The sequence below is a fragment of the Halopseudomonas salina genome (genome assembly GCF_014637955.1).
GTDB classification, from domain to species: Bacteria; Pseudomonadota; Gammaproteobacteria; order Pseudomonadales; family Pseudomonadaceae; genus Halopseudomonas; species Halopseudomonas salina.
Map to the genome: position 1 here is coordinate 157,235 of NZ_BMFF01000002.1, position 25,275 is coordinate 182,509.

21 protein-coding genes and 2 tRNA genes are annotated in these 25,275 nt (G+C 53.4%); 4 read left to right on the forward strand and 19 right to left on the reverse strand.

Annotation, left to right across the window (positions count from 1 at the left end; genetic code table 11):
* Positions 1–88: 88 nt before the first annotated feature.
* From IEV54_RS04635 to IEV54_RS04650, 4 genes are all read right to left on the reverse strand, one after another.
* Entirely contained in the window at positions 89–1,018 is a 930-nt protein-coding gene (locus IEV54_RS04635; protein ID WP_150276178.1) for a DNA-binding protein, read from the reverse strand.
* A gap of 137 nt (positions 1,019–1,155) precedes the next feature.
* Positions 1,156–1,338, reverse strand: coding sequence for a hypothetical protein (locus IEV54_RS04640; protein WP_150276179.1), 183 nt, complete (start codon positions 1,336–1,338; stop codon positions 1,156–1,158).
* 238 nt (positions 1,339–1,576) lie between these two features.
* The gene (locus IEV54_RS04645; RefSeq protein WP_150276180.1) at positions 1,577–2,329 is read right to left on the reverse strand and encodes a hypothetical protein; all 753 of its coding nucleotides are present in this window, start codon (positions 2,327–2,329) and stop codon (positions 1,577–1,579) included.
* A 108-nt stretch (positions 2,330–2,437) separates the two neighbouring features.
* Positions 2,438–2,755 (reverse strand): hypothetical protein, encoded by a 318-nt coding sequence (locus IEV54_RS04650; RefSeq protein ID WP_150276181.1) that lies wholly within the window; start codon positions 2,753–2,755, stop codon positions 2,438–2,440.
* A 3,498-nt stretch (positions 2,756–6,253) separates the two neighbouring features.
* Between IEV54_RS04650 and IEV54_RS04655 the strand changes: the two genes are divergently transcribed.
* The 3 genes from IEV54_RS04655 (at position 6,254) to IEV54_RS04665 (ending at position 10,385) form a co-directional block, all read left to right on the forward strand.
* Positions 6,254–6,913, forward strand: a complete 660-nt coding sequence (locus tag IEV54_RS04655; protein ID WP_223825341.1) for a hypothetical protein — start codon at positions 6,254–6,256, stop codon at positions 6,911–6,913.
* 512 nt (positions 6,914–7,425) lie between these two features.
* The gene (locus IEV54_RS04660) at positions 7,426–8,589 is read left to right on the forward strand and encodes an SIR2 family protein (RefSeq protein WP_150276184.1); all 1,164 of its coding nucleotides are present in this window, start codon (positions 7,426–7,428) and stop codon (positions 8,587–8,589) included.
* A complete protein-coding gene (locus tag IEV54_RS04665) occupies positions 8,586–10,385 on the forward strand; it encodes an ATP-binding protein (protein WP_150276185.1) in 1,800 nt (599 codons plus the stop codon). The genes IEV54_RS04660 and IEV54_RS04665 overlap by 4 nt, the downstream gene beginning before the upstream one ends.
* 380 nt (positions 10,386–10,765) lie before the next feature.
* Here the strand turns inward: IEV54_RS04665 and IEV54_RS04670 are convergent, their stop codons facing one another.
* Genes IEV54_RS04670 through IEV54_RS04680 form a run of 3 tightly spaced genes read right to left on the reverse strand, consistent with a single transcriptional unit; the run spans position 10,766 to position 13,331 of the window.
* Positions 10,766–11,797, reverse strand: coding sequence for a thiamine-phosphate kinase (locus IEV54_RS04670; protein WP_188434325.1), 1,032 nt, complete (start codon positions 11,795–11,797; stop codon positions 10,766–10,768).
* Positions 11,798–11,805: 8 nt separating this feature from the next.
* A complete protein-coding gene (locus IEV54_RS04675; protein ID WP_188434326.1) occupies positions 11,806–12,645 on the reverse strand; it encodes a dCTP deaminase in 840 nt (279 codons plus the stop codon).
* Complete coding sequence (locus tag IEV54_RS04680; protein WP_188434327.1) at positions 12,642–13,331, reverse strand: hypothetical protein; 690 nt, start codon at positions 13,329–13,331, stop codon at positions 12,642–12,644. Before IEV54_RS04680 ends, IEV54_RS04675 begins: the two co-directional genes overlap by 4 nt.
* A gap of 1,123 nt (positions 13,332–14,454) precedes the next feature.
* Between IEV54_RS04680 and IEV54_RS04685 the strand changes: the two genes are divergently transcribed.
* Positions 14,455–15,336, forward strand: a complete 882-nt coding sequence (locus IEV54_RS04685; protein ID WP_150276188.1) for a hypothetical protein — start codon at positions 14,455–14,457, stop codon at positions 15,334–15,336.
* A 282-nt stretch (positions 15,337–15,618) separates the two neighbouring features.
* On the opposite strand, the gene IEV54_RS04690 is transcribed toward IEV54_RS04685, so the two are convergent.
* The 12 genes from IEV54_RS04690 to IEV54_RS04745 form a co-directional block, all read right to left on the reverse strand.
* Positions 15,619–16,599, reverse strand: coding sequence for a replication protein RepA (locus IEV54_RS04690; RefSeq protein ID WP_150276189.1), 981 nt, complete (start codon positions 16,597–16,599; stop codon positions 15,619–15,621).
* Positions 16,599–16,859, reverse strand: a complete 261-nt coding sequence (locus tag IEV54_RS04695; RefSeq protein WP_150276190.1) for a hypothetical protein — start codon at positions 16,857–16,859, stop codon at positions 16,599–16,601. Before IEV54_RS04695 ends, IEV54_RS04690 begins: the two co-directional genes overlap by 1 nt.
* A 129-nt stretch (positions 16,860–16,988) precedes the next feature.
* Positions 16,989–18,059, reverse strand: a complete 1,071-nt coding sequence (locus IEV54_RS04700; protein ID WP_150276191.1) for a tyrosine-type recombinase/integrase — start codon at positions 18,057–18,059, stop codon at positions 16,989–16,991.
* 106 nt (positions 18,060–18,165) lie between these two features.
* Positions 18,166–18,241: transfer RNA gene (locus IEV54_RS04705), tRNA-Thr, on the reverse strand.
* A 316-nt stretch (positions 18,242–18,557) separates the two neighbouring features.
* Positions 18,558–19,781, reverse strand: coding sequence for a methyltransferase (locus IEV54_RS04710; protein WP_150276192.1), 1,224 nt, complete (start codon positions 19,779–19,781; stop codon positions 18,558–18,560).
* An 8-nt stretch (positions 19,782–19,789) separates the two neighbouring features.
* Positions 19,790–20,467, reverse strand: coding sequence for an ABC transporter permease (locus IEV54_RS04715; protein ID WP_150276697.1), 678 nt, complete (start codon positions 20,465–20,467; stop codon positions 19,790–19,792).
* Between the two features lie 20 nt (positions 20,468–20,487).
* Positions 20,488–21,180 carry an ABC transporter permease gene (locus IEV54_RS04720; protein ID WP_150276193.1) on the reverse strand — a complete coding sequence of 231 codons (693 nt, stop codon included), beginning with the start codon at positions 21,178–21,180 and terminating at the stop codon, positions 20,488–20,490.
* A 44-nt stretch (positions 21,181–21,224) separates the two neighbouring features.
* Positions 21,225–21,974, reverse strand: coding sequence for an ABC transporter substrate-binding protein (locus IEV54_RS04725; RefSeq protein WP_150276194.1), 750 nt, complete (start codon positions 21,972–21,974; stop codon positions 21,225–21,227).
* Positions 21,975–21,986: 12 nt separating this feature from the next.
* Positions 21,987–22,754 carry an ABC transporter ATP-binding protein gene (locus IEV54_RS04730; protein WP_150276195.1) on the reverse strand — a complete coding sequence of 256 codons (768 nt, stop codon included), beginning with the start codon at positions 22,752–22,754 and terminating at the stop codon, positions 21,987–21,989.
* A gap of 298 nt (positions 22,755–23,052) precedes the next feature.
* Positions 23,053–23,463 carry a response regulator gene (locus IEV54_RS04735; protein WP_150276196.1) on the reverse strand — a complete coding sequence of 137 codons (411 nt, stop codon included), beginning with the start codon at positions 23,461–23,463 and terminating at the stop codon, positions 23,053–23,055.
* The gene (locus tag IEV54_RS04740) at positions 23,456–24,928 is read right to left on the reverse strand and encodes an ATPase domain-containing protein (RefSeq protein WP_150276197.1); all 1,473 of its coding nucleotides are present in this window, start codon (positions 24,926–24,928) and stop codon (positions 23,456–23,458) included. Before IEV54_RS04740 ends, IEV54_RS04735 begins: the two co-directional genes overlap by 8 nt.
* A gap of 209 nt (positions 24,929–25,137) precedes the next feature.
* Positions 25,138–25,213, reverse strand: a tRNA-Phe gene (locus IEV54_RS04745).
* Positions 25,214–25,275 lie beyond the last annotated feature (62 nt).

The window sequence follows — 25,275 nt, forward strand, 5'->3', positions numbered from 1 at the left end:
AAATAGCACTTTAGAGCGCCCAATGAAGGGCTTGAAGAGCATCCCTGCTCGAGGTAACCGCAGCATTGACGGAAGGGCGAGCGATCCCTTACGAATCAGTCATTTCTGGCTCCTGAGCTTTTGCGCGCAGGAATGCGACTTCCTCACGCATCGTGGCCAGCTCCTGACGCGCGCCATCCCTCGCCTCTTCCGCCGCTCTGACCAACGAGGCCGCATGATCTCTTTCCTGACGAACTCTGTCAGCATCCAGATGGGCACGGTCCAGCTCGGCTCTTAGCTCCAACGCGCGACGCTCCACCTCCTCGGCTCTCTGTTCTGCCAACGCTGTTGCGCGATCAGATGCAGCCATGGCTATACGTAGCTCGGCAAGCGTTTTTTCCTGAGCCTTCGCTGATTCATCCGCCTCCCTGACGAGCTCAGCCGCCCGATCCCTTTCCTCACGTAGACGGTCAGCGTTTGTGTGAGCCCGATCCAGTTCGGCGCGGAGCTCCCGTGCCAGGCGTTTAGATTCCGCAGCTTTTTGCTCAGCGTCTACGGCAGCTTCATTAGCCGACGCTAAGGCTGCTTCCATGTTCTCAACAAATTGGGCCTGCGCTCGCTCCACTTCCTTTGCAGACTCGAGCCCGGCCAGCGACGACTCCAACTCGCCGGCCTGCAGCTCGTAAGCCGTTGCCAACTCAGACCTCATCACCTCCAGCTCGGCGCGTTCCCCTTCCCAAGCTGCCTCGGCCGCCCGTAGAGATGCGTTCGCCAGCTCTTGAGCCTGCGCCCATAGCTGGGCGAGGGCTTGCCCATTCATAAGCTGAATAGCTTCCGGCACCTGTACGGCCAAAGGTGCCGCACGAACGGTCTGCGCTCGACGCCAGTCTTTCATTCCAGTTGAGCAATCGTTCATGTTCACGCGAGCGGCCTTCCTTACTGCATCAACTTTTGGAAAAGACTCCTTTCCGCCCTGCTCGTACAGCTCGTCTGCAGCAGTGTAAATGCGATCTCGGATTTCGGTACTTAGCGTCATCATTCAGTCTCATGTGGTTATGAATCTCCACGCTACCGTCAACCAAAACACGCCGCCACCGAACCCGGTGTAACTTTTGCAAATGAGCTGAGACCACGCAGCAACAGTAGTAATCGTAGGATTATTACTATTACTACTTACTACCCCATACCCATGCCGCTGAGGAGCGGGCCGAGTGAGGACCCTGCGTAAGCTCCCCAGAATAGACAGGTCAACCGCTCAATCTGACGCATCTCGACTAGTGGCTTGAAGCTGGCCAGCCCTGCACATACGACTAGGAGCAGCGCGCCAAGCAGCAGGGTATTGAGCAGCTGTCGGCTCATGAGGATTTCCAGGAAATTTGAACAAGGCCAAGGTTGTGACCTTGAGGCGAGAGCGCCTGGTATTGCAGCCAGCGCGCCCCCAATAGCACATACCACCATAAATTGTGACGGCGACATCGCGAGCTTGCCGATTTTGACCACTTTATTGCTAGATACATTCATGATGACGGCTCCTTCATTGGTTGGAGTCGTCATCATCAATCAGTGAAACGGTGTCACCAGCGCCGGATCATTAATCTTACAGATTTTGCGCGCGAACCAGAGCGACGATCGAATCAAACCTATACTCCTTTTCAGTTAGGCGGTATTGAATCAACGCTTCTGTTAACTGCTTCGGAAAGGGCATACCTTGCCTGTGCGCGTAGTTTTGTAGTCGCGTTTGCAGGCGCTTGGGGTTCAGTGAACAGATGTTCTGCCAGACAGCTGTTTTGAGCGCACAAAAACCGTCGTCTAAATAATCTCCTGCATTTGGTAAGGTGCCATTTTTTTCAGCTAAGGTCTTTGTAAACTGCTTCAGGTCCTGCGCGCTCATACCTAGTGATGAACGAGCGGCTTTGATTTGTGATGCCCTCTCCCTATCCTCACAGCAGATAAACCAGAACATAGCGACGTAAAAACTCTCTTTCCGGTTTCCATTTACAGCCATTTCTCGCATTGTACGAGCGATTTCCTTCTGCGATCCCCAATCCTTACGCCGATAGCGATAAATCTCGAGAACCTGCCATGCCATTTCATTAGAGCCCGCATGCTGCAGATAAATCGGCAAGCGAAGCCAATGCACTATGGATAGCTTGGATGCCTTCGGTGACCATAAGACGTCTTCCAGAATACCTACCGCGGCCAGCGCGTCCCCTAGCTTAAAGTAACTCGCAGCGTCATTAAGTATTTGCCTCATGTCGTAGCAGCTCACAAACCCAGGCTTAAAGCCGTTAGGGTTCGATACAGCGGTAACCGGGATTTTCATTGCGATTGTTTCAGTAAGGCTCGACATAGGTACTCCTCAACAGTGTGAGAAGAAACGCTACCAATAACGGCTGTCCCGTTCATCCGAATCAGGGGTCAAAAACATTGATCACCGCGGGCTATCATTTACTCAATTTTACCCATGCCCGACGGGACCAGGCGTTGGTAACGGTAATTCAGCTATCAAAGCTCGAAGACGCCTCGATTGCCACTTCTGAATTGCGCCATCCCAACCTGCGCGCGCATTCAGCTCCTCAACGAGAGCATCAAGCTTGCCGTCACCAATGGCTGGCGCGAAGAAAAGGATTTCCTCCGGCACATCTAGAAAAAATGAGCTCGCCGAAAGGACCTCATTGCCTAATTCTTCGCTGTAGCGACGCGTCCAAATGCGCCACTGGTAACTCGGATACTGACCGACCAATTCATCAATAGCGACTTCGTTACCCTTTTGCATAATGTAAGCCTCAGCCAAAAGCGTATTGTCTAGTGCAGTATCGGTGTCACAAGCATCTGAAAATGCGTTTCCCCGACACCAATACACATGGCCACTGCAGCTTGGCATTCGAGGCGCTGGCGCCAGTCAATGACTCCTGCATCACAAAGGCCGGATAAATACTCTTCTATCCACACAATGACTCCAATCGCTGACGACTCGTCTCGCATCAGAATTTTTAACTGAGCGCCCAAGATTGGGAACTGGTTAGCTAAATCGAACAACACCATTTCTACCCCCCCATTCGAGTTGGGCAAATGTTTAACATGCGTATTTTCATACACAGCAGGAGAACATCCGTCTCGAGATGTCTGGTGCTGCAGGTGATGACTATACGCACCCTGCAGCACGTGCCCCATTCCCCAAGAGCCAGTCCTACTTTGCAGCTACGGACTCTGTGTCAACACCTCACCTAATGGTTGGATTCGCGCTCCTTGCGCACGTGGATGACCCAACCACGTGCTGTGCGAGTACGACTCGCACAACCCAGCGCGACTACGTCGCGCTTCCGTGCGTAGCACGGCTATGTCAGCCTCAAAAACCGGCCTGACATAGCCGTGCTAGAGCCTTTAAGCAAGTTTCGCGCACAGAGTCCAACGCACGATTTCAAAAGGCCATATCCTACCCATCGCCGGCGCGCTATGATGACCTTGTTGAAATCGTGAGCACTTTGTTCACGCGTGCACCACCACGTTAATCTGAGGTGTTTCTGCGTCTTAGCTGCCATTCAGCGGCAGATACACTAGGGCCCGCTCCGGCTCATAATTTGGAGATCTAGTAACTCATCTAGCCAAAATGAGACGTCCTTAACCGAGCCATACCGCATCGCATGTTCGACGCGACGGCTGACTTAAGGACTGTTGTATAAGTGGTAGGGGCGAGACCAGTCCGAGCCCGCATGGGACATGCGAACAGGGGCGAATAGGCGACAAGCCGCTGAGCCAGAATTTGGCCAGTCATTCTTACAATGCAGTTGAACATCTCGTTTTTACACCCCACTTCGGTGGCGCGCCTATTTCCTGCTGGATATCGTGTTCCAATCGCTCTGACTGGAATACAACATGCCTCACGAATTCGACCCCAACGCTTTAGCTAAGCGCCTACGCCAGGATTCACTCGCTAGGCGCAAAAAACCCTATCGCACCTCCCGGCTGGACAAATACACCGGAGAGCTTCTGCGTTTGCATGAAGCAGGTGCGCGTCCAGCTGAGCTACAGCGCTGGCTGCTCGAGCAAAGGGTCCGAGTAACACATTCGACAGTAGCCCGCTGGCTCAAGCGCAAGGGGGCAACGAATGGCGAAATTTGCTAAGCCCGCCAAGCAGGCTCTCTCAGCGATTCGACAGGTCCAGCGCAGTGGCAATCTGAAAAGTGTCGGGACGGGTCGCAACTATCACCAGGCACTCACAAGAGCCGCAGAATACGCCAGCTCAGAGCGCGTCCCAGGTGGTCTCCACGGACTTTCCCGTGAGGACGCTATCCGCTTCCTGGAGACACGAGGCCAGGTTGTAGGACAAAAGACCCTGGATTTGGATCGTCAGGCTGTGCAGTCCTTTTTACGGTCCATTGGTAAACTGCAACCCTCAGAACGTCTGCCCGTTATAAAGTCAGAGCAGACGCAAGCACTGCAGTCTCGGGCTTACTCGAGAGAACAAGTGCGTCGAATTGCTTCGCATCAGCGAGAAGCCAATGCACTAGCGACGGAAATCGCCTACGCAGCAGGACTGAGAGCCCACGAGTTGATCACTCTGCAACCAGCCAAAGAACGAAGAGCTGACAGCCGACCAGCTAGGGATGAGAAGTTTCTGGGTAGATCAGGACATCGATACGTTGTTATCGGAAAGGGTGGTTTAGCAAGAGAGGTCCTAGTGCCGGCAGATCTAGCCAAAGCCCTGGAGACCCTAAGGCTGGAGGTGCCAGTGGTAGTTGCAGATCGCGGCGTCTATTACAAGCAGCATTACCAGCTACCTGGGGGACACGCGTGGAGCCAGTCTGTCACAGCGGCCTCCCAAAGAGCCCTAGGCTGGTCTACCGGAGCGCACGGGCTGCGGCATGCCTATGCCCAGCAGAGAATGGTCGAGCTTCAATCCAAAGGATTATTAAGGAACGAAGCACTGGAGACGGTGAGTCAGGAATTGGGGCATTTCCGGCCGGAGATCACCGAGATTTACCTGCGATGACGAGGGCTCGCAGGAGGCCTACCTCGTGAAACTCATCCAACCTCATGATGAATTACTTTGCCGTCCCTTACACACCCTTACCGGCCTTATCCCTATCCTTGCAATTCGCAGGATCCCTCCTTTTACTCCTAAAAAAACAGAAAACTGCTTCACGTGATCTTTTCTCAATCTCCCTGACATCCCTAACACCCCCTCTAAATGACTCAGAAAAACCCTGTATGCCTGAATATCTCCTTTCAGTACCTTAAATCTCCCCGCTTTTCTGGAATCTCGAAACCTTAAAAGGAGACGAGTTAAGACATGGGTTGATCGGCAAGCTTTGGGCGATGCCAATTTGGGGCTTTGGACGGCTAACGGCCATGAGTGGATAGTCAGAGAGTACTGGTAAGCGACATGAATCACACCGGTCTTTATAGGAGCTCTCTCGCTTCAGTGGTGTCACTATCAGGCAGGTTCGTTACCAGGTAGAGGTGGGTAGCCCCACCCTTTTGACAGTAAATGTCTGCTTCAAGTTGATAGTGATGGCCTGGCTTAGGCCGTCGCTATCGCTGGCCTGACCTAGGTCTGTTCTGCCAAATCAGGAGCGTCGTCCACGTCGATTCCCAGATAGCGGACCATGATTCCCAGCTTCGTGTGGGATAGTAAGTGCTGCATGGCCCTGAAGTTCTTCGCCCTGAGGCAGGTCAATGACGCGTTGGTACGCCGTAGGGAGGGTAGAACCCCTGGCGGGGGAGCGGTGAATCAAAGTGGCTAGGAGGTGACGCCAGCGATAAGGTAAGTCGGCAAAGACTAACTGTACGACAATACTGACAGAACTAATGAAACCTCCCAAGGGGTACCGTGTGACATGAAGCCTGTTGTTGGGGCTGCTGGGTCATAGTTGCCGACAGCCGCTTTTATCCCCCCGACCTTGAAGAGTCTGCTGACAATACTCGGGGTTTTAGGCGCAAAAGATTCGAGCGGCTTAACCTCAATATGACCCTCTTCCCACACCCATCACCCAAGAGCACGGCGAGCACAATGAGTACAAATCAGCACAAGGAGCACAATGAGCACCGAAATTAAATATAAAAAAGTATTAAAATCATACAGTTAAAGTATGATTTTGCGCGGTATAACGCAACTTAAGTCAATGGGATAGCATGATATAAAGAATTTGATTGGCCTGTATCGCTCATTCGGATGCGTAAAGATGCACGATATGAGCGTGTAATTACGGTTTGTTATCGTTAGCGGATAACGGGAAACTGGGCTCAGCAGAAATCGGATAAGGGCTTCAGAATGGCCAACGTAAAGCAGTCAGCAAAACGCCGCTTAAATATGGCTGAGCGTGCTCAGCAATTGATGGAGGTTCACTTCCCCAGCTTTCCCGAGCAGTGGATATGGACTCGCAAAACTAACCATGGCTTCAGCACGATTCCTCGAACCTTGCCCATTGCCATGCAGATCATCGACGCCCAATCAAAGGGACAGCCTGCCGGCCATGTGCTGTTTTGTTTATGGACGCGTATGCCGGATCATCCAGTCATCACGATCGAAAACCCCAGCACTTTTGCTGCCGAAGCGGGATTCCTCGGCGAGCGGGCTGTGGACACCTGGCGTCGCCGAATGAAGAAACTCCGGGAACTGCAATTCATCGTAACCAAGCCTGGAGCATCTGGCGAATTTCACTATGTGATGCTCACCAATCCTAATGCTGCGATTGAGTGGATGCGCAGCCACGGCAAGGTTCAGGATGGCTTATATGGCCGCTTCATTGAGCGACTGCCTGAGATAGGAGCCTATGGCGATATCGAGGCGCTCCGCGTGTATTGGGCAACGTGCAAGGAAGCAGAGACAGCAGCCATGGCTAAAGCTGCCAAACAGGCATCGAGCGTGTCTACGCCTCCTGATCCACCCACCAAGCCCAAACGTATCAGTAGGGCCAAGTCGAGTTCGTAGGAACGTCTGGGGCCCTCGGGTGCTAGCCCCTCCTGAATGACCCCAAATTTTTAGGGGCCCTTGCCGGCCAGAGTTCTTGCTGGCGAAGGCTGTAGTGGTATAACGCTAGAGTAAAGACTAAGGAGGCCGTATGCGGATCTCGAGGAGAAGAGTCTCGGGCATCGAGTGCCAGACCACCCAACTTGATGCCCTCAAAATGAAAGCCCTGAACCAGCCTAGGGTCGAGTCTTGACTGGTCAGGGCTGTGGTGGTGCAAGGTAGGGATGCTAGATCCCATCAGGAGTCTAGCATCCCTTTATCCTGCTACGACAGGGGGTAGATGATCGTTACGCGCCACATCTCCCACAAGCGTTTCGGCCACCGCAGTTGAATGTTTCACTTTCCCATAAGTCGCCGGCCTTTTCCGCCTGGAAGCCAGCCCGGTCCTTTATTGCTGCACTTTGCCCGCGGTGCTCTGTATTCTCTAATTGCACCACTAAGTCCTTTAACTGATTAGTCAGGGAAGACGGCCTATGATCTCTATCGGCGACATCTACAACCAAGACATCAATTTTCTATTCGGATCAGGCGCATCGTTCGGGCTGCTTCCAACCCTCCAGCTGCAGGTTCAGGCCGGTGATGGTAAGTCTCGCTATACACTCGAAGAACTAGCTACCAAATTTGAACATGACGAAGACAAGCGTCTCGTCCCATTGTTCATGCACTACTACGCCAGTTGCATACGTCCCGCAGAGCGCCTCAACCTAGAGCAGGCGCTAGCCGAAGAGCCCGGCGCCACCGTTATCAGAAACTACCGCACGTTCCTAACTACGGCACTTGAGATGGTGAAGCGCCGCAAAGCGCTGGATCGCCGCTGCAATGTGTTCACAACGAACTACGACGGCTGTTTCCCTCTCGTGGCTGACGCGCTTATTAAGGAGGGCAACATTGATTTCGTGCTGAATGATGGAACGCGGGGGTTCACGCAGCGCATCCTACAGGCCCGAAACTTTGGGTCTTACCTTTGTCAGGCAGGCGTCTTCGGTCGTTATCAGAGCAGTATCCCCCAGATCAATCTGATCCACTTGCATGGGTCCATCTATTGGAGCAAGCAGGACTCCAAGATCCAAGTTGACTATGACCTGTCTCGCCGCGAGAGCCTGCTGGATAACGATGCGATGGAATTGTTAAAGCCATTTTCGGAGGCACTTAACAATCCGGCATCGACCCTTGCCGACGTGCCAGGCACGGATTTTTCCGATCCAGAACTGGAAGCGTTCTGGGCAGCTTATGAGCAGATCCCTATCGTCAACCCTACCAAATGGAAGTTCCACGAGACGGTATACGAGGAACACTATTATCAGATGCTGCGGCTGCTCAGCTACGAGCTTGAAAAGCCCAACGCCGTCCTCGTCACCTTCGGCTTCTCTTTTGCTGACGAGCACATCCTCAGTTTAGTAATGCGGTCTCTTTCCAACCCCGGCCTGAAGGTCTTTGTCTGCTGCTACAGCGCGGCAGAACACGCCGTAATGGAAGCCAGGTTCAAGTTACACCGCAACGTCGAGTGCCTGATGTTGCAAGATGGAGAGATGGACTTTACCGCATTCAATGAGCAGGTCTTGGCTTGGCCAAGCGCAGCGGCTCCTAAACCGGATACTCTCCTGGCTTCAGCGCCCAATGTTGAGGACCCGGCATGAGCATTCGGGTTGGGGAGGTAATAGCAGTTCACGGTACCAAACTGGTTTTAAAGATCGATGAGCAGTCGAGCAAGGAAACGCTGTTCTATGAGGGCGAGAAATACAAGGGAGTCTCAATCCGCGAGTACCTGTCTATCCAGCGCGGCTTTCGCGATATCGTTTGCATGGTGGAGGGAGAGTTCTTGGATGAAGGCCGTACTGAGCTGCATGACGGCCGGCAAACATTTGTGCGGAAGGTAGAAGCGAGGCCTATCGGATACTTCGACAGCGCGGGCTTCACTCAGGGCATAAAGTATTTGCCAATGATCCAGGATGCGGCCTATCTGCTTTCTGAAGAAAAAATCAGATCCATCTTTGACCGCAAAATAGAAAGCGATTTCAGGATCGGCACCATGCTCAAAGAGGAGATAGCAATTGGGTTGCCATGGAAGCGCCTCTTCAATAGCCATATCGGTATCTTCGGTAATACCGGAAGTGGCAAATCTAATACGCTAGCGAAGTTATATACTGTTCTTTTCGATCAGAAGCTTCCTCTGATTACAGGCAAGAGCCGCTTCATTATTCTTGACTTCAACGGTGAGTATGGAGGCGAGCAGCTCGCGGCGGCAGATCACAAGGCTGTCTACACGCTGTCCACGCTGACTAACCCTGATTTGGATGACCCTTCATCCCGCTTTCCGCTGTCCGTGCAGGAGTTCTGGCAGCTGGAAACTATGGCCCTGCTTTTTCAAGCCACGCCCAACACACAAAAGCCCTTTCTCAACCGTGTCATCGCAGGCTGGGAACGCTATGGAGCGATCCCTGGCTCGCTTGAGAACTATACGAAGTGGGCTTTCAAGATTGCGTTTTGTGCCGGAGAGGTCAAGCCGGCGACGCTAGATCTGATGCGAACGGTCGCGAAGCTAATGGAAAACCAGCAGGTCCAGGAGATGTTGGCAAACATCACTTGGCATCGGACTGGTGGCCGCTTCATGTACAACAGAGCATTCATCGGAACCGATGGCGCGCAATACGCGTTGCACGTAGGTCCCACAGTGGAAACGCTCAGTGCCGATGGCCTCGACGTATTCGACCAGCTGGTATTACGCGTCAACTTACAGCTGATCTCCGACCTGAATGCTGGATACGTCCAGTTCGAGCACATTCAGCCGCTTCTTAAGCGCGTCGAATCCTCGCTCGCCAATCTACGTAAAGTATTGTGCGTATCAGATGTGCCGGCAGAGGAGCGCTTGCTGACCGTGATTTCCATGCGCCGCTGCAATAATGAGGTCAAGAAGGTTTTACCGTTGCTGTTCGCAAAGCATTATTACAACGATCACAAGGACACGGTTGCCAATCCGCCGGACCGAACAGTTCATCTTATCATCGACGAAGCTCACAACATTTTGTCCGCTCAATCGGCTAGAGAAAGCGAAACCTGGAGAGATTATCGGCTTGAGCAATTCGAGGAAATCATTAAAGAGGGACGTAAGTTCGGGATGTTCATCACTATCGCTAGCCAGCGCCCAGCAGACATATCGCCCACAATCGTCTCGCAAATTCATAATTTCTTTATTCACCGCCTGGTAAATGACCGCGACCTGTACTTGGTCGACAACACGATCTCTACGCTGGACGCGCTATCACGCAGTCTCATTCCTGGACTCTCACAAGGGTGTTGCGTGGTCACTGGCACCGCCTTTGAACTGCCAATGGTGATCCAGGTTGATCGGCTACCAGGTAGCAAGCAGCCCGCAAGCGAGGACGTCGATCTGGAAAAACTATGGAGCAATGATGTCGCAGACGGGTTGGAGTAGCTTGCGAACGTAAAACTAGGTAGCGGAGGTGAATGATCTGCGCTTTGAGACTCTCGGACAACGGTGCCGCACGGCTAGCCATAGCGAACGTCCACTTTTGGCCGAATGCAGTCCCTTTCTAGAGTAAGCAATTGGCCAGAAGCGGACGTTCAAAGCCGTCTATCGAAACGGTTAAATTTAGGAAGAAAGCGAGCTTCGCAAACAAGGGTTAATTTTCATGTGACCCCAGTTACCCTGCGAGCTGTGCCGTTTGAAACTACCGAGCAAATTCGCTTGCTCAACGCTACGACAGCGCAGTACAAAAACGTCAGCAACTTTCAAGCTCTGAACGTGGCCTAGCTGCAGATGGATATGGGGTCCTAGTCATAGCGAGAGGCTGCCTATCGTTTCCTAGTTAGCGCTCGCAAATAGTGGTTGTCATCATCTTCCGCGCGACGTCGGAAGTGCTCGTTAATTAGCTCTGGCGGCTTCTGGATCCGACCCGCTCGATCTTTAACCAAGATATCTCCCGAACCGTCGAAGCGACCTGCTTGGGTTAGCTCCATGCCATCGGGTATTCCTGCTCTAAACGTCTCTACATCCGATTCCCGAACAACGAATGCAATCGCCCAGTCCCCTACGCCAAACGCGAACCGCCAGAGTGGAACTCGGAGCTTTTCAGAGGCGGTTTTAGCTAAGGGATTCATAGGCAAGTTGGGCTCAGAGAGAGTAATTCCAGCCCCATCCGCACAAAAGATGCGAATAGCGTCGGCTAGTCCATCACTTAAATCGCAGGCGGCTACGACTTTGCAAGACTCGCGCATGTAGCGCCCCTCATTGATTCTGGCCATGGGGGACACGAGTGCATCAATCCAACTTTTAGGATATCCAGAGACACCATCCTGCGAATCCATTAATGCAAGACTGCTTGCAAATGCACCCAGCCGCCCAGCTATGAACAGAAAGTCACCAGGTTTTGCTGCCTCTCGACCGAAACCAGCCCCTCGGATGACCGTACCCCAAGCAGCACCAACCACCTGCGGAGACGTCCCCTCCTTGGTATCGCCGCCAACAAAGGCGATTCTGTGGGAAATGCATGATTCTTCACAGCCCATTACGATTTCCCGAGCGGCATCAGCCTCGAAGTTTCCCGGAACAACCAACGAAAGCATCATAGCCCTTGGCTCTGCGCCGACAGCGAGCAGATCACTGACATTGGCGGCAACCGCTAAACGACCCCATACCCTATAGCAACCGACTCCGCGTCCGATTGCCACCGGAAACGGAGCACGGTCGATTTTACACGCTAATAATTGCTCTAGTCCTATGTCTAGGATACTAGCGTCGTGCCCGAAACCATTCACAAAAGAGGGGTCGACCTTGAGGCTCGGCAACAACGATCGGAGGAAGGCCTTTTCCCCAAGATCACTCATTGAAGTCATCAGGGTGTTTCGCCCGTAATAGATTTCTCTGCCTCGGGTGAAGATGCAACGGAAGATGATCGTGACTGCAGCTGAGTCATCTGGACTCTAAGTTTTTCCGTTTCGAGCTTATTCAGCCGGAGTTCTTCTCGATATTGATCCAAGGCCACGTCCATGTTGTTGGACCGTTGCGTCTGATCCCCTAGACGGTCAAATAATGCGTTGTAGGAAAGAAGTCCCGGAATCGCTAGTATCGCGACAATGAGGGCGGCAAATATAACCATTTGCCCGCTAAGCCAAGCAACCTTGTCTTGCGCGTCTTTGGAAGAGTTTGCTATCTGACGCAAGCTACTGATCAGAGGCTGCCTAAGTTGCTCGACAAGATTATTGACTGATCGATGTGCCCTTAGATTAGTAACACCAGATTCGAGCCGCATAAATTCGATTGTCGCTATCCGCTCCCCGGATTTTATGCATACAGGAGACGAGGAAAAATTATGAAGCATGACGATGACTTTACCTGAATAACCTGGGTCAAAAGGCGGCTGCGTAGTCAGCATCATGCCGGCGTATATATGAGTCATGCGCAAAGATACTTTTGCTGTAACGTCAGCTGGCAAATTTATGGTTTCGGCGGCGAGCAAAAAACAAATAGCATGAGGTGGGATAATCAACGTCTGTTTTTTTTTCAGGTTTTGGGTCTCAACAGTAAGGGCACCATTACCTTCTTCGATGTAATATTCGTCGCCGACGGTCAAATCATAAGAGCTCGGCCGAAGCTGCTCATCACTAAACGGGTGAATCAAGCCGCCACCGGCACTAGGAGAGAGATTCTTAATGACTGTATTTGGAAGAATCATTTCGCGGAAATCCTTTTTCTGATTTCTTCTAGGACCAAACGGAGTTCCCCTATTTCGATCCCGATGGTAGCCACGCAATCCTCTGCGCAAGCATTGGCGCCCTTCAATACCAGCGCATCGTGCGAGCGCTGAAACCATGCGGACACGGTAACCGTACCAACTTCGACATCGCTCACATTATGTAATTCCTGCGCTGTCTTCGAATACACTTCATTTGGCCCCAGAACCCGGCTCGAGCGGAGCGATCCCTCTACATGACCGTTTGGCACAGCCACACTATGTCCGACGCCCTCATCAAAACGATATAGAAAGCTTGCTAAACTACTACCCTCGACCAGATTAAAAGCATTCTCTGTCAGCCTCCCGAATACTATGCGGGACGTAAAATCAGCGCAGTGTGAGTGAATGTCCTCCAGCACGTAGTGATCACGGTCCCAGAGATGCATACGAAGGGCTCTCCCTTCGTCATCTACCATCAGCACGTACTTCCAAAAGCCAAGCTGGTGCCTGTGGGAGCGTCTAGCAGTATCAGCTAGCAGATCCTCATCCGCCAACAGCCCATCCAAGCAGGCCAGCAATGATACGTTCGAGGCATCTTGAACCACCTCCGTGATGATTTCCGCTTGAGAGCGATCATGTCTCAGAGAAGCAGAATCTTTGCCTTTTTTCAGCGGGCGTATCGTCATCTGGGGGAAAGTCCTAGGCAGATAGTCAACGATGGTGACTTGGCGGATCCAGTCTGATAATTTCGTTCGCCTCGGTCAAGGTGCCTGGCATTTGGGTGTACTTTGAAGTCAAAAAATCGAATTTTGGGAAATTTTCGTGACTGCATTTGGCTTCTTATCTTTGGGTGCTAGCGCAGGTGTGATCACTGGGCTTCTGATGTCGAGAACGAGGAACGTGGCGGTTGGCCCGGGGTTCCTTATCGCGGCCATGTTACCAATCTTTTTAGCTAGTGCTGCTGTCCTCACGCTTCCGACTCTCGCAACCCACGAACTTTCTGGATTTTACCCGGTAGGTCTGCTGCTATCACTGATGCTGCAACAAGCGGGACAGTTGGTTATGGCAAAGCTCGAGGGATCTTTTGTCTCTGTACTTCTTGGGTACGTCTACGGTGTCGTCGCGATAGGTGCTACCGTTGCGGCGCTTGTGTTCGCTTTCATAACCCATTACTAAAGGTGCATAGGGTGGGCACTCTAAAAACCCTAAACTTGCGCGAGTAATTCGGGTCAGTTCAGATGAAAATTAACTATTATGATCCTATGCTGACTCACTTGATTTTCCTCATCTTATGGATTGCCGGCTCTGAAAAGTGTTTGTTTACCCTCCGTTATGCCCCAAAGGGTTGCTAATGTCGGCTTTTGGACGCTTTGAGCCTGTCGCATTAGCCTGAGATCAGCTAAAACCCACCTGATTATACAAAAATCAGCACACTCTTCTTTCAGGTCATCGGCCAATCCAGAAGCATTCCAAGTATCTGACGCATCCAAGTGGCAAACTCATGTAACGTCCTGGCTTAGCTCGAAATACTGTCAGGAGCGCGGTATCTCTGAGGCGACGGTTGCGCCGATTATTCAGCAAGCCATCTCGATGGTGCAGTAACCCAGTTGCATCTTCGTCGGGTAGGACATAACCTGAAGGCAGGTTCCGGGAGCCCCTGCCCTTCCCCAGCGCAATTTACGCCGCGGTGAATGCCTTCCCCTGTCCGCGTCAGCGGATCGCGTTAAACCATACATTGGGTCAATCCTACGATCTTTGAATCGTCTGGAACGGGGGAGCAGATGCAAACCAGATCTGAGGAAGCCCCGTATGTGCCTATCTCGCAAGCAAGTCCTTGAACTAGCCAAAATCCTGCATTCGACGACCAAAGCCCTTGGTCAAAGCAGCAAACTATCTACACATCAAGAAAAACTCAGCCACTTGCTGGGCTACCGTCATTGGAATGCGGCAAGTGCTGGCCTTCCAGAGACGATCCCTGAGGAAACTGCGGCAGCGATCGCCTTGTTGGAGGTTCCTGGCCAAACACCAATGACGTTTCTGGCACATGGGCGTGCCGCGCCTTGGAAAATGCCATTGGTGGTTCGTGATTACCTGATCGCCCAATCCTTGGACCCCGATGGGTTTGGGGTTACCAGCTACACAAGGCCTACCCCTGTGTTAGCTCAGAAGCCCAGATTCCTCACCATTGGCTTTAGCAGGGCTGTCGACGAGCACACCGAGTACAGAGAGCCGCTAGACCCCAACGACATCAGTTACTGTCATCATAACCACACCCCTATCGTGGTGACCTTCGCTGATCATACAGGGAGGTTTTCCTTCAAGCTGACCCTCTGGCTTGTGACTTTCTCCGCCCTGAGTGATTCACCGATTTACTTCAACGGTGCCTCGCACAAGCCTATGTACAACAGCATTGTTGAGACAGTTACTGGGGTAGAGCCCTTCAATCGCAAGGGTTATTGCTTGGTTAATAGTGATGATGCGCGGAATCCACATGCCGTTATCAAGTGCGATGAGCAGGGTAGGGAGATTGAGCACATCAGAAACCTCCCGCCCCTACCCGAGAGAGAGCTTTGGGCCGAACTGAAGACGTACAATAACCAACTCAACCTATCCCTCACGGACGCAGCAGAGATAACGCAATCTACGGTGTACATGTACGCCGAGTATGCTGGAGGAGAAACCTTCGACTGAGGGTGATAAAAGTGAAAAACCGCCTCCAGGGGCGGTTTTTTTGTGTCCTACGGAAAGTCGCTTCTTCGCGTAGAGGAAGATCTTTTTTACAGGAGAAGTTACAGGCTCAACAGGAATACCTCTGAAAGGCCCGTTCTTAAAGCCTTTGACGAAGGTCAGAAGGAGTAAATATGCGTGAAAAAGGAGTAAATATTCATTTAAATGGAGCAGTCATGTGCGGATATGCGGGAGTAAATATGCGTGGATAAATTGGCAGCTTAGCGACTGCGTCAGCTGGGTAGCTTAGGTTGGTTCTGAGACGCGTCGAGGTACTTGAGGTGCACAGGGCTTAAGAGTCAGCCCCTTTTTGGTGGGTGTCGCCTTTAGTTGCGGCCACAGCAACTTCACGGCATGAAGCGCTTTTCTGAAGTTTTTTTGAAAATCACTGCGCCCCTGGACGGTATCTGGGTAACCCGCTCCTATTTGGCTCTTCAAATCGGACCATGGTATTTCAGTCCACTTGGATAAATAGCTAACTCTGTAAGTCGCCCAGCAGTAGACGTCAAACGACATCGATGATTTTAAATGCCGTATAAAACGTTTATCGATGGGCACCGCTTTACTGGTAACGAGCTCGTAAAATCCCGATGAAAGCTCTATGTATGAGTCCTTTGTGCTATCGAAGGTCTTAGGCCACAATTCGAACCTATCTACTACGCGCAAAGGCCCCAAGCTGATAACAACCGACCCGGTCTCTCCTTGAATTTTAGTTACGCTGACCGTCACCGTAGCATTGAATAGCCTGTCCATTTGGTCGCGAAATGGGTATATCGATCCACTTTTCCCACCTGTAGCCCTAAGCCCCAGATCAGCCATAAACCGCTTTAAAGAAGCGCCCAAACTTAGCAGCCGAGCTTCGGAATTCGTAATTTGGCCACGCGCTAATTTAGCCGCGTTGCGCACGGCCTCGGTGGTTATCCAAACCAAGAGCAGCCGGGGATATCTCCCATAGGGTAAACCTACTGCCGGTTGACTCGTAACATGAAAAGTTAAATTTCCATTGATACGAGTCCAGGAACTGTCGGAATTTTTACTATGTGGTAGGTTAGCCTGCAGTAAGGTTTTCGCTAAAAAGCCAATTTCTCCCGCCTCCTGAGCAGTTTGGTTTTCGATAGCAAGCATTTGATCGATAGCGCGATCCATGCGCTTTAACTTGGGACCGCTCAACCCCAATCCGCTTGACATGGTCTCGTCATCATCAGCAGAAGTTTGTTCTTGCTCCATCAATCACGGCCCAGCCGAGCAGCCAGAATTAGAGCAAGCTCAGGCGCACTGTAATAGACGCGACGGCCAAATCGGACCATCGACGGACCGAGCTCTCGTCGAAGCTGAGACTCTTCCCGAGCAAGCTCCCAGTTCAGTCCGCCAATACGACGATCGAGCAAATCTGCGAGCTGTTCGCGACTAAGCATCATGCCGTAAGTCGCGATCAGGTTTTTTTCGATTTTTTCCGCAGCATGCTCGCGGTTACTAGGGTCAACCATGTGAAACTCCAATATTCTATGGGTTTCACTAATAGTGCGAAGAGGTGCCCCTTTTTCGGCCCTTTTTGGGGCCCCCTCGCAAAAAACTCAAAATAAAATCTTTCGCATGCGAAAGATGGCTGTATTTCTCTAGATTTGCCGCTGCTTGCGCAGCAAATCAATACGCTCCACGAGGTCTTCCGCCCGCAGGTGGGTGTACCTTTTAACCATTTGCATCGACTTATGGCCGCTAATGGCAGACACCTCTTGATCCGAGAGCCCAACCTCTACTAAGCGGCTAACCGCCTCGTGTCTCAGGTCGTGAAAGCGCAGGTCACGCATTCCCAGTCGGTTTCTAATCTGTTGCCATGTCTTATTGAAGGCATAAGAACGTCTGCGGCCGTTTGCGCCCGGCTCCCCAAAAAAAATCAGATCAGTGTCGATAGGTCGATATGGATGGTCGAGCGCCCGGCTGAAAACCGCAGTCGCGGCTTTACTGAGCGGTACCACGCGACGCTCGCCGTTCTTGGTGGCGCTTAATGTGATGATTCGGCGTCGGATATCTACCTGCGATCTTCGGAGATTAGTGATTTCGGAGGACCGCATCCCCGTCTCGATAGCAACCCGGACGATGTAGCCGAGAAATGGGTTCGAATGAGCGTCAACGGCAGCATAAAGACGACGCTCCTCGTCAGGCGTCAGACGTCTATCCCTCCCCCTTCCCGCCGCAGGCTTTCGGACATTCAAGACCGGATTGAACGGAAGCCCGACACCCCACTCTCTGATGCAGACGTTGAACATGTGACTGAGCAACGCCAGCTCAAGGCGAACCGAATTGTTGCTAACAGGTGTATTGCGCCGCGTTGCCTCATTTAGACGCTGATCCCGGTAGCCAGAGATCAGTTCTGCAGACAGGGCTGCTAAGGAATAGCCCCCAAGCCTACGAACGAGGTTCTTCGCGCTGCCTTGCTCGCTAATAAGGGTTTTAGGGGCTTTGGTGGGGCTGACTTCCGAGAGGTAACGTTTGAGAGCCTGTTCGAGCGTCGTTCGTTCCGAGGCTGTGCGCTGAATATAAACGCCGCGCACCATTTCATCCTCGACCCGCCGGGACCAGTCAAGGGCATCACGTTTTGTACGAAAGGTCTTCGAGGTAGTAGGCCATCCGTTTTTGCGGATGAGGGCTTTCCAGGTACCAGAGGGGGTTTTAACGAGTGTTGCCATGCCGTTCTCCGAGGTGGCGATCAGTACGACTGTACTGAAAATGTACCTCGGGAACATCTGAATGCGGTGTCAAAAACTGCAGCATCGCTGCAGCCCCTGATTTATATGGTGCCGGCACCAAGAGTCGAACTCGGGACCTACTGATTACAAGTCAGTTGCTCTACCAGCTGAGCTATACCGGCGCGGGGTGCATTATATCTAGGCTGTGTGCTGTGTAAAGACGTGAGAGGCCCTTGGAGTGAAATTTCCTGGTTTCAGGGGTTATTCATAGGGTTGGCCAGCTTGTGCATGAAATCTATAGCAGCACTTGACAAAGAGGCCTTAACCTCTTGTTTCTTCTCGGTTATCCACTTTGATTCATTTTTGATCAGATAGCTGAAAGCCGCATTCTGTGTGGCTTTCAGGGAGATACTAATAAGTCATCAACATTGTTATGCACAGACGCCGGGGATAAGTTACCAGACCGCGCATCTGTGGATAAGTCTGTGTGCAAGCCGTTCACAGACTGGTGATGACTTGTGCGCAAGGTCTTTCCGCAATCAGTAGAAAATTGCGCGGCGTCAGCTCCGATGGGCAGAACAGGCCGATCTCGACACGGTAGCCCGCCTCTTGCATGAACAGGGCCCGGTCCAGGAGCAACCACATCTCCAACGGCCTGCGAAAGAGTCCGCGCACAAGCTCGAGATTGCGCACCTCGGCAAGCCGTTGCCAGCCGCGCCGCTCCATCTCCGGCCAACTGTCAGGCTCTGGCAAATCCAGCTGGTGATAGTTGGCCAGCTCACGGCAGAAAGACGCAATACCGTTATTAGTGGCGCTTTCCGGACGCGAGGGGGTAGGCAGATACTGGTCCGAGTTCCGCGCTTCGCGCTGCCACAGATCAAATGCCAGACGCCATGCCATGGAGCAATCCCGCAGGCGGCGCGCCCGCTGGCCTGCAGTAACACTCTCCTGCATCGGCAGACCAAGATCGTCTTTGCTGAGTTTTAACTGCGCAATTCTGGCTGTGTCTGACAAGGGCTGATACTCCGGCCCCTCGATGCGGTTATAGCAGCAGGGCGCCAGCGCCACCTGAACGCATCTGCTGGCTGCTGCCTGCTGCAGTAGCGTCATATGTAACTGCCCACAGGCGTGCAGCGCCACAAGGCTTTGCTCGGGTGCCAGATGATGCCAGGTCGCTGGGCTGAGAACGTCTGCATCCTGATGCCGAGCGCTAAGGTGAAATTGCTCACTGAGCTTTTCACCATCGCGGTTGAGCTGTTCATTGTGCTCCAGACACAACAGAGGATGCCCCGTCTTCCAGGCAAGCACGCGACCCAGATGGCCCTTCCCCGCGCACCAGTCAACCCAGTGGCTGGCTGGCTGTTGCCAACGAGCCTGGCTTGCCTGGGCAAAGCGGGATATCTGCTGCCATTTGCGTCCGGGGATGTGACGGTACAGCGGTTCAGGAAGCTCGTCGTGCCGCTGTGAAGACCAGTCAGGCAACCGCGTCAGGGCGATACCTGCTCGCGCCAAATTACCAAAGGGCGCGGGTGCATCGAGCAGATGAAGCTGGGTATGCGCCTGTTCAGCCTGCTCCAGGCTGCGCCTGCGTAGCCAGATGGCAAGCTCGGGCCATTGGTTTTCCCAGGAGCACTGGTGCTCGGTAAAGGGTTTGGCTCGCCAAAGCTGTTGATGCTCAACGAGCCAGGCATCCAGTTGCTGGAAGCGCTCGGCAAAATTCATTGTTTGCCTCAGCGTTTGCGGCTGGCCTCAACCTTGAGCCAGCGCTCTACCAGCTTGAATAGCTGAGTGAAAACCACAGTGATCACCAGGTAAATCAGGCCAGCTACCAGAAAAAACAGCTCGAACTGATAGGTCCGGGCGTTGATGCCGCGCACCACGCCCATGATGTCCATCAGGGTGATGGTATAGACCACCGCACTGGCCTTGAGCATCAGGATCACTTCGTTGCCGTAGGCAGGCAGACCGATGCGAATGGCACGCGGCAGAATGATGTACTGCAACGCCTGCCGCCGGGACATGCCCAGGGCACGAGCCGCCTCCACTTCTCCCCCGGGTACCGACTGAATGGCACCGCGCAGGATCTCCGCGATGTAGGCAGCCGTGTGCATGGTCATGGTGATCAGCGCGCACCAGTAGGGTTCGCGCAGATAGGGCCAGAACATGCTCTCGCGTACGGCCTCGAACTGCGAGAGTCCGTAGTAGACCAGAAACAGCTGCAGTAACAGCGGCGTACCGCGAAAAAAGAACACGTAGGTATAGGGTAGCGCGCGCACGTACCAATGGCGCGATGCACGGGCGATACCTAGCGGAATGGCGAGGATCAGGCCGACGACCACGGCAATTCCTACCAGCTCCAGGGTCATCAAGGTGCCTTCGAGCAAGTCTGGCAGGAATCGCGCGATCATTTCCCAGCGTTCAGCCCAGCTCACAGTTCAGTCCTCACAAAACCCCGGTTGGCTCGCCGCTCGAACACATGCAGTGCAGCCATGATAATCACCGTCAACCCAAGATAAATGAGTGCGGCCATGAAGTAGAAGGTGAAGGGCTCCTTGGTGGCATTGGCGGCAAACTGCGCCTTGCGCATGATTTCTTCCAGACTGATCAGCGATACCAGAGCGGTGTCCTTGAGCAGAATCAGATACAGATTACCCAGGCCTGGCAACGCGACGCGCCACAACTGGGGCAGAGTAATACGCCAGAAGATTCGGGTTCGCGACATACCCAGGGCCAGTCCAGCCTCTTTCTGGCCGCTTGGAATGGCCAGCAAGGCGCCCCGGAATACCTCGGTAGCATAGGCACCAAAGCACAGACCGAGGGCCAGGGTGCCGGCAATGAACGGGCTCAGCGTCAGGTAGGGGTTGCCGAAAAAGCTGCCCAGGTAATTGAAAATGGAGGTGGTACCGTAATAGGCCAGCAACACCCAGAGTGTTTCCGGGATACCGCGCACCACTGATGTGTAAAATCCGCCTACACCTCGCACCAGCGTGTTATCGGATATTTTCGCACTAGCACCCAGCAGTCCGAGCAGCAACCCGAGTGCAACGGATGCGAGGGACAGGCGGATGGTCATCCAGGTCCCTTCAATCAGGGCCGGACCAAAACCGTGTAATTCAAACATGGGCGGGTATCAGTTCCGGGCCCCGAGGGGCCCGGCCAGTCAGGTCAATAAATGCTGAAGGGGAAGTACTTGGCGTTGATTTCGGCATAGGTGCCGTCGTCAACGATTTCCTGCAGGGCTTCGTTCAGACGCTCACGCAGTGGATCACCCTTGCGCACAGCGATACCGATCTTGTCGTTGCTGAATACCGGCTCACCCTTGAACTCGAAGTTTTCGCCAGCTTCGCTTTGCAGCCACTCGTACTGCACGAAGGCGTCAGCCAGCACGCCATCGATACGACCGGCGTTCATGTCCAGGTAAGCATTTTCCTGGGTGTCATACAGGCGAATATCGACTACGTCGCCCATGTTTTCTTCGAGCCACTGGCCCGCGATAGTTGCGCGCTGGGCACCAATGGTCTTGCCGTCGAGGCTCTCTTCATCCACGCCGAACTCGGACTTCTTCGGCGCAACAAACTGCAGTTTGTTGGTGTAGTAGGGCATGGTGAAGTCCACGGCCTGCTCGCGCTCTTCGGTGATCGACATGGAGGCCACCAGGAAGTCGAAGCGACGGGTATTCAGAGCTGGGATGATGCCATCCCAATCGGAAATAACCACGCTGCACTCAGCGCCCATCCGCTCGCACAGCGCCTTGGCGATGTCGAGATCGAAACCGGTCACTTCACCACTGCTGTCGATCATGTTGAATGGAGGATAAGCACCTTCGGTACCGATGCGCAGTTTGTCTGCCAGGGCCGGGGCACTGAATACCATGGCGGCAGTAACCGCCAACAGAACCTTCTTATAGCTTTTCATGGGTACGGCTCCTTACTTGTGGCTGGACATGAATTGTCTGCAGCGTTCTGATTTCGAATGTTCGAACACCTGCTCAGGAGTGCCGATTTCCTCGACCTGCCCCTTGTGCAGAAACACCACCTCACTCGACACCTGTCGGGCAAAGCCCATCTCGTGAGTTACCAACAGCATAGTACGACCCTCGTCGGCCAGCGCCCGGATCACGGAAAGCACTTCCTGCACCATTTCCGGGTCCAGTGCCGAGGTGGGCTCGTCAAACAGAATGACTCGAGGCTGCATCGCCAGAGTTCGGGCAATGGCAGCGCGCTGCTGCTGCCCGCCAGACAACTGCGCAGGAAAGGAGTGCCGCTTGTCGGCAATACCGACCTTTTCCAGAAACAGTTCGGCCGCGGCGATAGCGTCTGCCTTGGGCTGGCCCAGAACGCGGCGAGGCGCCTCGATAATATTGTCCAGAATGCTCATGTGCGGCCAGAGATTAAAGCTCTGAAATACAAAGCCGACCCGTGCACGCAGTCGATTGATCTGTTTATTATCCGCCGAAACCAGCGCGCCATCGCGGCCGGGCTTGAGTTTCATTTCTTCGCCGGCAACGATGATCTGACCTTCGTTGGGATTTTCCAGAAGATTGATACAACGCAGCAGCGTACTTTTACCCGAACCGGAGGAGCCGAGAATCGAGATGACGGCGCCATCATGGGCGACCAGATCAACGCCCTTGAGCACTTCAAGGTCGCCAAAACGTTTGTGCAGATTGCGGACTTCCAGTGCGGGCGGTGTCACGTATGTTTTTCCAGATCGGCGCCAGAGGGCGTCAGTAAATTTGGCCGGAGTGGTCCAGCGTACCAACACAGTTCCGTCTGTATAGGAGTAATGATCCTGTAATCAGGCAAAACTAGCACAGGTCCGCCACATGACCAAGAACCCTCTCCGGGTCATGTCCCGAATGTGCATGCAAAAGTCTGTCCAGATTAAATCTGTTGTCCACATTCATCCGAGAGCCTGCAGCCCCCTTCTAACGGTGCCAGGAAAAATACTCAATGAGCGAATGCGAACGAGAACCGCACGATTACGGTGCTGTTCAGGCAGGCTCGGTCGACGGTGGGGCGCCGTGGGCAACCAAGGAGGCGACTATCGCGAGCAGTGATTCCAGCTCACCACCTTTCAAAAAGGTCTGGTCGGCCAAATGATGATCAGGCAGATCCGTCGGAACAGCCGAACTCATCAACAGCACAGGAATGGCGCTGAGTCGGGCATTTCCGCGAATAGCACGCAAAAGCTCTGCGCCATCCATTTCCGGCATCATGTAGTCGGTAATGACCAGGCTCGGCGTGACGGTCAGAAGAATATCGAGGGCTGCAATCCCGTGCTGCGCGCACATGACATCGTAGCCCTCACTCTCAAGAAGAATTTCCATTACCTTCCTGATTGCACGCTCGTCCTCTGCCAGCAGGATAAGTGGCTTGCCAGACTTGCCAGCGGCTTCAGCCATCGGTGTTTTCCCCGCGGCCCTGCCGATGTGGGAGGCCTGATATGACACCCTCGGTCCCGCTCATTCGGCTATCAATCTGGAAGCCGTCCTGGCCTATGTGAAACTCGAAGACGTAGGGTGCAAAGGAACTTTCACGCATTTTCATTACCGCCAGAGTGCGATGCAGCGTGGCGTCCAGCTCCGCGTAGCGCAACAGCAGAATATTTTCGGCTACCGCCGAGATGGCGGTGAACTGCATTGCGTTCTCACCACCCATGAGCTCTGGGAGCTCGGCGGTAAATACGGTGGTCACACCGTCGGCGCGCAAACAACTGATCAGGGCCGATAGAAATCGTCCCGTGCGCAATGGGTAGACAGCCGCCTGGCGGAATCCGTCCACCCCATCGACAAACAATCTTTTCACCCCCCGGCGGCGGACGGCGTGAAGCATATCCTCAGCCAAGTGATCGACAATCTGCTCGGTCGGCGGGTAATTCAATATTTCTACAGCGCCCGACTCCAGCAGACTGGCCAGATCCAGCCCCAAAGCAGCCGCGCGGCGCTCCAGCCGAATGCTGTCTTCATAAAAGCCAAACAGCAGGCCTGGCTCCTCGACTGTACTCTGACAGATAAATGCCAACCCAAGGGAAGTCTTGCCGATACCGGTGGGGCCGACCAGAGCTGTGCTGGAGGAGTAGGGAAAACCACCCTCAATCAGCTCATCCAGACTCGGCACACCGCTGGAGACTCGCTCCTCCCGCATTGCCACGGCCCTGGCATCGCCAGCAACAGACTCAAGGCGCGGGTAGACGTGAAAGCCCTGCTGGTTGATTCGAGTCATGTGACGCCCGGCGACAAAGCCGCTACCGCGTAGCTTGTGCACGCGAATGTAACGAAAGCTCCGGCACTCCAGCTCGCCGCTATTGAGCTCTATCCAGCCGTCCACCATGGTGAATTCGGGACTGCCTGTGCTGCGCTCGCTGTTGGTTAACAACAAAACCGTAGAACCACTGATGTCAGCAAATGCCGCCAGATCATTGATGAACTCGCGGAAGCTGCGCTCCGTTTCAGCGGATTCTTCCAGCGCAAACAGGCCGTCAACAACGATCGTCGATACGTCATGGCTTTTGGCGTTGCGCATGAGAAAGCGCAGTACCCCCTCCAGCCCGTCCTGACGCAAGGTATCAAAGGCGCTCCCGTAAAATACCGATTGCTGATCGCCGGTATCCGCCATGAAATCCATTTTGCGCAGATGACGCAAGAGCCGGTTGTGAGTCTCAGCCAGGAGAGTGACGTACAGGGCGCGCTCGCCCAGCTTGGCGCGGTAATAGCAGAACTGGTTGGCGAGAATCGTCTTCCCCTCGCCGGGCCCGCCCTGCACGATATATACCGCCTGGGGCAGCAAGCCACCACAGAGGATTTCGTCGAGCCCGGGTACACCGGTCTGAAGGCGGTCGAATTGGGTATTGTCGATTTTGTCGGTCACTAGACTATATCCATTGTGCAAACCAGATCTTCTTGCGAGTCAGCAAGCGAAAACTCACCGACAGGACTCTAGACAATGGTGGGTGCCAAAGTTCCGCTGCCCACTACCGAGCCACATTCCCGACTGAGTTTTCCGGCGCAACAGGATGTAGCCTGCAAAAACCCGAGGCAAAAAAAAACTCGCCATTCGGCGAGTTTTTTAAAAAAAGATGGTGCCCAGAGACGGAATCGAACCGCCGACACGAGGATTTTCAATCCTCTGCTCTACCAACTGAGCTATCTGGGCAACGGGGCGCTATTAAACGGTTTAAGACCTTAGCTGTCAAGCGGCCGCACAAATTATTTGCC

What these genes read in the sequence shown, in the direction of transcription:
- IEV54_RS04635 (WP_150276178.1), bottom strand. Translation starts at nt 1,018, where the DNA reads ATGATGACGCTAAGTACCGAAATCCGAGATCGCATTTACACTGCTGCA.
- IEV54_RS04665 (WP_150276185.1), top strand. Translation starts at nt 8,586, where the DNA reads ATGAGCATTCGGGTTGGGGAGGTAATAGCAGTTCACGGTACCAAACTG.
- IEV54_RS04655 (WP_223825341.1), top strand. Translation starts at nt 6,254, where the DNA reads ATGGCCAACGTAAAGCAGTCAGCAAAACGCCGCTTAAATATGGCTGAG.
- IEV54_RS04735 (WP_150276196.1), bottom strand. Translation starts at nt 23,463, where the DNA reads ATGGCTGAAGCCGCTGGCAAGTCTGGCAAGCCACTTATCCTGCTGGCA.
- IEV54_RS04650 (WP_150276181.1), bottom strand. Translation starts at nt 2,755, where the DNA reads ATGCAAAAGGGTAACGAAGTCGCTATTGATGAATTGGTCGGTCAGTAT.
- IEV54_RS04720 (WP_150276193.1), bottom strand. Translation starts at nt 21,180, where the DNA reads ATGTTTGAATTACACGGTTTTGGTCCGGCCCTGATTGAAGGGACCTGG.
- IEV54_RS04700 (WP_150276191.1), bottom strand. Translation starts at nt 18,059, where the DNA reads ATGGCAACACTCGTTAAAACCCCCTCTGGTACCTGGAAAGCCCTCATC.
- IEV54_RS04645 (WP_150276180.1), bottom strand. Translation starts at nt 2,329, where the DNA reads ATGTCGAGCCTTACTGAAACAATCGCAATGAAAATCCCGGTTACCGCT.
- IEV54_RS04715 (WP_150276697.1), bottom strand. Translation starts at nt 20,467, where the DNA reads ATGATCGCGCGATTCCTGCCAGACTTGCTCGAAGGCACCTTGATGACC.
- IEV54_RS04680 (WP_188434327.1), bottom strand. Translation starts at nt 13,331, where the DNA reads ATGACGATACGCCCGCTGAAAAAAGGCAAAGATTCTGCTTCTCTGAGA.
- IEV54_RS04640 (WP_150276179.1), bottom strand. Translation starts at nt 1,338, where the DNA reads ATGAGCCGACAGCTGCTCAATACCCTGCTGCTTGGCGCGCTGCTCCTA.
- IEV54_RS04710 (WP_150276192.1), bottom strand. Translation starts at nt 19,781, where the DNA reads ATGAATTTTGCCGAGCGCTTCCAGCAACTGGATGCCTGGCTCGTTGAG.
- IEV54_RS04725 (WP_150276194.1), bottom strand. Translation starts at nt 21,974, where the DNA reads ATGAAAAGCTATAAGAAGGTTCTGTTGGCGGTTACTGCCGCCATGGTA.
- IEV54_RS04685 (WP_150276188.1), top strand. Translation starts at nt 14,455, where the DNA reads ATGTGCCTATCTCGCAAGCAAGTCCTTGAACTAGCCAAAATCCTGCAT.
- IEV54_RS04675 (WP_188434326.1), bottom strand. Translation starts at nt 12,645, where the DNA reads ATGATTCTTCCAAATACAGTCATTAAGAATCTCTCTCCTAGTGCCGGT.
- IEV54_RS04695 (WP_150276190.1), bottom strand. Translation starts at nt 16,859, where the DNA reads ATGGTTGACCCTAGTAACCGCGAGCATGCTGCGGAAAAAATCGAAAAA.
- IEV54_RS04690 (WP_150276189.1), bottom strand. Translation starts at nt 16,599, where the DNA reads ATGGAGCAAGAACAAACTTCTGCTGATGATGACGAGACCATGTCAAGC.
- IEV54_RS04660 (WP_150276184.1), top strand. Translation starts at nt 7,426, where the DNA reads ATGATCTCTATCGGCGACATCTACAACCAAGACATCAATTTTCTATTC.
- IEV54_RS04670 (WP_188434325.1), bottom strand. Translation starts at nt 11,797, where the DNA reads ATGAGTGATCTTGGGGAAAAGGCCTTCCTCCGATCGTTGTTGCCGAGC.